The sequence below is a fragment of the Corallococcus sp. CA041A genome (assembly GCF_003612075.1).
In the GTDB taxonomy this organism is placed as follows: Bacteria; Myxococcota; Myxococcia; order Myxococcales; family Myxococcaceae; genus Corallococcus; species Corallococcus exiguus.
Window position 1 is genome coordinate 1 of record NZ_RAWF01000404.1, and the last position, 5,455, is coordinate 5,455.

Annotated in this window: 4 protein-coding genes and 2 tRNA genes; 5 read left to right on the top strand and 1 reads right to left on the bottom strand. The window is 69.4% G+C overall.

Going from position 1 to position 5,455, the window contains the following annotated elements; all coding sequences use genetic code 11:
• Window positions 1-398 precede the first annotated feature (398 nt).
• The 3 genes from D7V77_RS39740 (at window position 399) to D7V77_RS39750 (ending at window position 2,735) form a co-directional block, all read left to right on the top strand.
• A complete protein-coding gene (locus tag D7V77_RS39740) occupies window positions 399-2,405 on the top strand; it encodes a S1 RNA-binding domain-containing protein (RefSeq protein ID WP_120581406.1) in 2,007 nt (668 codons plus the stop codon).
• A 103-nt stretch (window positions 2,406-2,508) separates the two neighbouring features.
• Window positions 2,509-2,582, top strand: a tRNA-Met gene (locus tag D7V77_RS39745).
• Between the two features lie 79 nt (window positions 2,583-2,661).
• A tRNA-Met gene (locus tag D7V77_RS39750) sits at window positions 2,662-2,735 on the top strand.
• 43 nt (window positions 2,736-2,778) lie between these two features.
• Here the strand turns inward: D7V77_RS39750 and D7V77_RS39755 are convergent.
• A complete protein-coding gene (locus D7V77_RS39755) occupies window positions 2,779-3,720 on the bottom strand; it encodes a LysR family transcriptional regulator (protein ID WP_120581407.1) in 942 nt (313 codons plus the stop codon).
• Window positions 3,721-3,813: 93 nt separating this feature from the next.
• On the opposite strand from D7V77_RS39755, the gene D7V77_RS39760 reads away from it, so the two are divergent.
• Together D7V77_RS39760 and D7V77_RS39765 are read left to right on the top strand one after the other, a co-directional pair.
• Window positions 3,814-4,449: a pyridoxamine 5'-phosphate oxidase family protein gene (locus D7V77_RS39760; protein WP_120581408.1), complete on the top strand. Its 636-nt coding sequence runs from the start codon at window positions 3,814-3,816 to the stop codon at window positions 4,447-4,449.
• A gap of 60 nt (window positions 4,450-4,509) precedes the next feature.
• Window positions 4,510-5,455: triacylglycerol lipase (locus tag D7V77_RS39765; protein ID WP_120581409.1), on the top strand; the 946-nt coding region annotated here is incomplete at its 3' end.

A 5,455-nucleotide genomic window follows, 5' to 3' on the forward strand; every position in this document is an offset into this window, starting at 1 on the left:
GAGTGGGGCGGGACCCTCCTGGTGCCGCCCCGACTGCACCCGGTGCTGGGCCTGATGGCGACGGCTGTGCCCTTCGGCGTCGTCTACTTCGCGGTGTCCGCCGCGCTGGGCGTCCCGGAGGCGGGCGCCGTCTTCCGCAAGGTGGGTCGGAAGCTGGGTCTCGCCCGGTAGACGCGGTGCGGCCCCCGGTGGGACGGCTGCCCTCCAGGCAGTGTCTGGGGGCTCAAACGGAATGCAGGACAGGCCCCTTTCCGTTGGGATAGGAGGCCGATTGTGAAGGGGATGGCCGCATGCGGCTTCCTCCGGGCATGGCGCACGTGTAGAGTGCGCCGCCTTTTTCCAAAGGCCCCGACTTCAAGGAAGTCCCGGGCTGGAATCGTCAACGGAAGGTCTCGGCAGTGAGCGACGAGAAGAGCGGCGGAAATTCGGGCGGTCCTGGCGGTTTCGGTCCCAAGAAGCCGAAGGCCACGTTTGGCGACGTGATGCTGGGCATCCCTTCGGGGGGCCAGGGCAACGAGCGCGGCGGTGGCCGTGGTGGCCGCGATGAGAAGGGCGGGCCGGGCCGAGGTGATCGCGGTCCTCGCGACGCCCAGTCGCAGCCCCGTCCCCAGGGCGACGCGCCCCGCGGTGGCGGTGAGCGCGGCGGTGGCCGTGGCGGCGAGCGCCGGGGTGGCGGTGGAGGCGGCGAGCGCCGTCCGTCCGGCCCCATGGTGGTCGTGAAGCGGGCCTCGGGCTCCATCGAGACGCGCGCGCTGGAGGGTGAGAAGCCCGCCGAGGCGACCGCGACCGCGGAGCAGACGGGCGCTGACGCGCAGGCCTCCGCGGCCTCGACGCCGGCTCCGGCCCCGCGTCCGGTGACGCCGGCCCCCGCGCCGTCCAGCCCGCTGTACGAAGAGGTCGCTGAGACCGAGTCCTTCGCGGACATGTTCGAGGCGCAGGTCAAGGACGGTGGCGCTCCTGGCCGCCGTGGCGTGCGCATTGGCGAGAAGGTCGGTGGCACCATCTTCCAGCTGGGCGCGGACACCGCGTTCGTGTCGCTGGACGGCTCGGCGAAGTCCGAGGCGATGATCGAGCTGCGCGAGCTCAAGGACGACGAGGGCATCCTGCGCTTCGGCGTGGGTGACCGCCTGGAGGCGCACGTCGTGGAGATGGGTGCCCGGGGCATCCAGCTCAGCCGCGCGCTGGCCAAGGGCAACGCGTCCTTCGCGATGCTCGCGGAGGCCCGCGCCTCCGGCATGCCGGTGGAAGGCCTGGTCCTCAGCGTGAACAAGGGCGGCGTGGAAGTCGCCATCGGCGAGACGCGCGCCTTCTGCCCCATCAGCCAGCTGGACATCCGCTTCGTGGAGAAGCCGGATCAGTTCATCGGCGAGAAGCTCCAGTTCCGAGTGACGGAAGTGCGCGACCGCAACGTGGTGCTGTCGCGCCGCTCGCTGCTGGAGGACGAGCAGCGCCGGCTGGCGACGGAGACGCGCAAGACCCTGGCCGTGGGCAAGACGGTCAAGGGCAAGGTCTCCGGCGTGCGCGACTTCGGCGTGTTCGTGGACCTGGGCGGCGTGGAGGGCATGGTCCCCGTCTCCGAGCTCTCCTACACGCGCGTCGCGCACCCCAGCGACGTGGTGAAGCAGGGCGACGACGTGGAGGTGGAGATCCTCCGCATGGAGGAGGGCCAGCCCAACTCCCCCGACAAGTCCAAGCAGAAGGAGCGCATCACCCTGTCGCTGCGTTCGCGTCAGGAGGATCCGTTCAAGAAGGCGCTGGAGGAGATCAAGGAGGGCGACCGCATGCAGGGCAAGGTCGTCCGGCTCCAGCCCTTCGGCGCGTTCGTGGAGCTGCGCCCGGGCGTGGACGGCCTGGTGCACATCTCCGCGCTGAGCGACCGGCGCATCGCGCACCCGCGCGACGCGGTGAAGGAAGGCGAGGTCATCTGGGTCTCCGTCGAGAAGATCGACCCGAATGACAAGCGCATCGGCCTGCGCCGCATCTCCGAGGAGGAGGCCCAGCGTCCTCCCGAGGAGCGTCCCGCGAAGGAGGCTCAGGCGTCGGCTCCCAAGGAGCCCTCGGCGCCCCGTCCCAAGGTGGGCGCGGTCGTCGTCGGCAAGGTGGATCGGCTGGAGCCCTACGGCGTTTTCCTCGCGTTCCCGGGCGGCAAGGGCCTCATCCCGGCCAGCGAGACCGGCACGGATCGCGGCACGGACATGCGCAAGCACTTCTCCATCGGCCAGGAGCTGAAGGTGGCGATCATCGACATCGACGCCTCCGGGAAGATCCGCCTGTCCATCCCCGGCGCCATCCGCGCGGAGGAGCGCGCCGAGGTGGAGGCCTGGCAGAAGACGCAGCAGCCGCAGGGCGCTGGCAAGAAGGGCTTCGGCACCTTCGCGGATCTGCTCAGCAAGCTGGGCAAGTAGTGACGTCACGCCATCTCGGCGCTCGCGCGAAACAATGCGATGGGGCGCCGAGATAGGTGTTGACGGTAGCGAGAGGCTTCGGTACTTACCCTCTCGTTCTCGCCGCGGGGTGGAGCAGCCTGGTAGCTCGTCGGGCTCATAACCCGAAGGTCGCAGGTTCAAATCCTGCCCCCGCAACTTGAAAAAGCCCGGGGTCGAAATGAAAGTTTCGACCCCGGGTGTTCAAGGTGATAACAGCAGTACCGCGTCACGGTGACGCGGGGTGGAGCAGCCTGGTAGCTCGTCGGGCTCATAACCCGAAGGTCGCAGGTTCAAATCCTGCCCCCGCAACTCTGAGAGGGCCCCGGTGGAAACACCGGGGCCCTTTCGCTTTTCAGCGTCTGGCTTTGCCGCCCGCGGGCCTGGGCGGGCGCCACGCTTCGACCGGCAGGAGCGGGTGCTCCTCGAAGTGGCTGCGCGCCGTGCGGACGAAGGCCCCCACGTTCGCGGAGGTGCTTCGGCGGCCGGGGTAGATGACGCTCACCGGAACCAGTGGCGGCGCGAACGCTCCGAGGAGCAGCACCAGCCGCCCCGCGAGCACGGCGTCCGCCACCTGGTACGAGAGCGTGCGCGCGATACCAACCCCTTGCTCCGCCGCCGCGATGGCCGTGTCCGCGCTGTTGAGGATGAGGCGGGGCTGGATGCGCACCGGCTTCTCCTTTTCGCCGAACCGCCACTCGTTCGTCGCGTCGAGGCTCTCGAAGGCGATGAGCTCATGGCGGCTCAGCTCGGCGGGCGAGCGGGGTGTCCCGCGCTGTTTCACGTAGTGGGGGCTGGCCACCAGGACGCGGCGGACGGTGCCGACCTTGAGGGCAATGAGGCTGCTGTCCTTCAGCTCCCCCAGGCGGACGGCCGCGTCGATGCCTTCGTCCACGAGGTGCTGGTTCCTGTCCGACAGGTGCATGCGGATGGACAGGGCCGGATGCGCCGCGAGCAGCTTCTGGACCACCGGTAGGACGTGAAGCCGTCCGAAGACGATGGGCGCGGAGAGGTGGAGTTCGCCTCGTGGCTCGGCGTTCTCACCCCGGACGCGCCGGTCGGCCTCATCCAGGTCCTCCAGCAGCCGCTGGCAGCTCTCCAGATAGATCTGCCCACGTTCGGTGAGGCGCACGGAGCGCGTCGTGCGCGTGAGGAGCGCGAGCCCGAGCCGCTCCTCGAGCTGGGCGACAGCGCGGGTCGCCACCGACGGAGAGATGCGGAGATGGCGGGATGCGCCCGTGAAGCTTCCCTGCCTGGCGACGGCGACGAACGTCCGGAGCGTGAAGAGCTGGTCCATGATTCTTGCGAAGTTGGCAATGAAGTCTTGCGGGTCCGGCTGATTATTTCACCACGTCCCATGGATATACGTGGTGCTTCGAGGGAGAAAGCCATGGGCCGTTTCGCAAGACTCGCCTTCACGCCCGCAGTGAGGGCGCTCCAGGAGCAGAACGGGAGCCGTGCGGCCTACGCACGTATCGAGAGGGCAGGGGACGCACCGGATGTGCTCACGCCCGACGAGGCGGAGTTCCTTGGCCAACGTGACAGCTTCTACATGGCCAGCATGGGCGCGAACGGTTGGCCCTACATCCAGCACCGGGGCGGTCCGCCGGGCTTCATCCGGGTGCTGGACCCGCACACGCTGGGCTTCGCGGACTACCGGGGCAACAAGCAGTACATCTCCGCGGGCAACGTCAGCGAGAACGACCGGGTCGCGCTCATCTTCGTGGACTACCCGAACCGGGCACGCCTGAAGGTCCTGGCGCACGCGTCCGTCATCACCCGCGAAACGGACCCCGCGACGATGGAGCGCCTGGAGGTCCCCGGGCAGAGCGCGAAGGCCGAACGCGGCTTCGTGCTCCGCGTGGAGGGCTTCGACTGGAATTGTCCCCAGCACATCACGCCCCGGTTCACCGAGGCGGAGCTGGACGAAATGCTGCGTCCGGTGTCGACCGAGCTACAGACGCTCCGCACGGAGAACCGCTCCCTGAGCGAGGAGCTTGCGCGCCTGAAGCGGCCCCCGGTTTGACCCTGGACCTACGGTCGGGTAGGTTACGGTTCGGTAGGTTTGGTCGTGGAGGCGTGAGCCATGAACAGCCAGTCGCCAGCCGTCAGGAAGAACGCGGAGGCCCTGCGGGGTGCCAGCCGCCTCGCGGTGCAGGCCACCCGGGGCGTGATGGGGCTCGTCGAGGAGGTGCACTGCACCATCGCCAGCGGGCCGTCCGTCCTGGGCAGGCCGTTGGAGCGCCCGGCGCGGGCCGTGACGGGGTGGATCTACTCGACACTCCAGGAGGCCACGCGGCACGTGGGGGCGGGGCTCGACGCCGTGCTCGCGCGGCTCTCGCCGTGGCTGGGTGACAGTGCTCCGGGGCCTCAGCGGGAGGCGGTCGTCTCCGCGCTGAACGGTGTGCTGGGGGATGCGCTGGAGGCACAGGGCAACCCGCTCGCGATTCCGATGGCGTTCCGGGTCCACGGACAGCCGTTGTGCCTGGAGCCCGAGGCCCTGCGCGACGCCCTCCCGGAGGCAGGGAGCCGGCTGCTCGTGCTGGTCCATGGCTCCTCGATGAACGACCTTCAGTGGAGCCGGCGGGGGCATGACCATGGCGCGGCGCTGGCGCGCGACCTCGGCTACACGCCGGTCTACCTCCACTACAACAGCGGCCTGCACATCTCCCGGAACGGGCGTGCGCTCTCCGCGCTGCTGGAACAGCTCGTGGCCTGCTGGCCCGTGCCGCTCGAATCGCTGACGCTCATGGGTCACAGCATGGGCGGACTGGTGGCGCGGAGCGCGTGCCTCGCGGCGGAGGCCGAGGGCCAGGCCTGGCGGCCCTTGTTGCGCGGGCTCGTCTGCCTTGGGTCTCCCCATCACGGCTCACCGCTGGAGCGCGGTGGGAGCTGGGTGGACGTGCTGCTGGAGATCAGTTCGTACAGCGCGCCGTTCGCTCGCCTGGGACGGATCCGTGGTGCTGGCGTCACCGACCTGCGCTTCGGCAACGTGCTCGATGAGCACTGGGAAGGGCGGGAGCGCTTCGGGT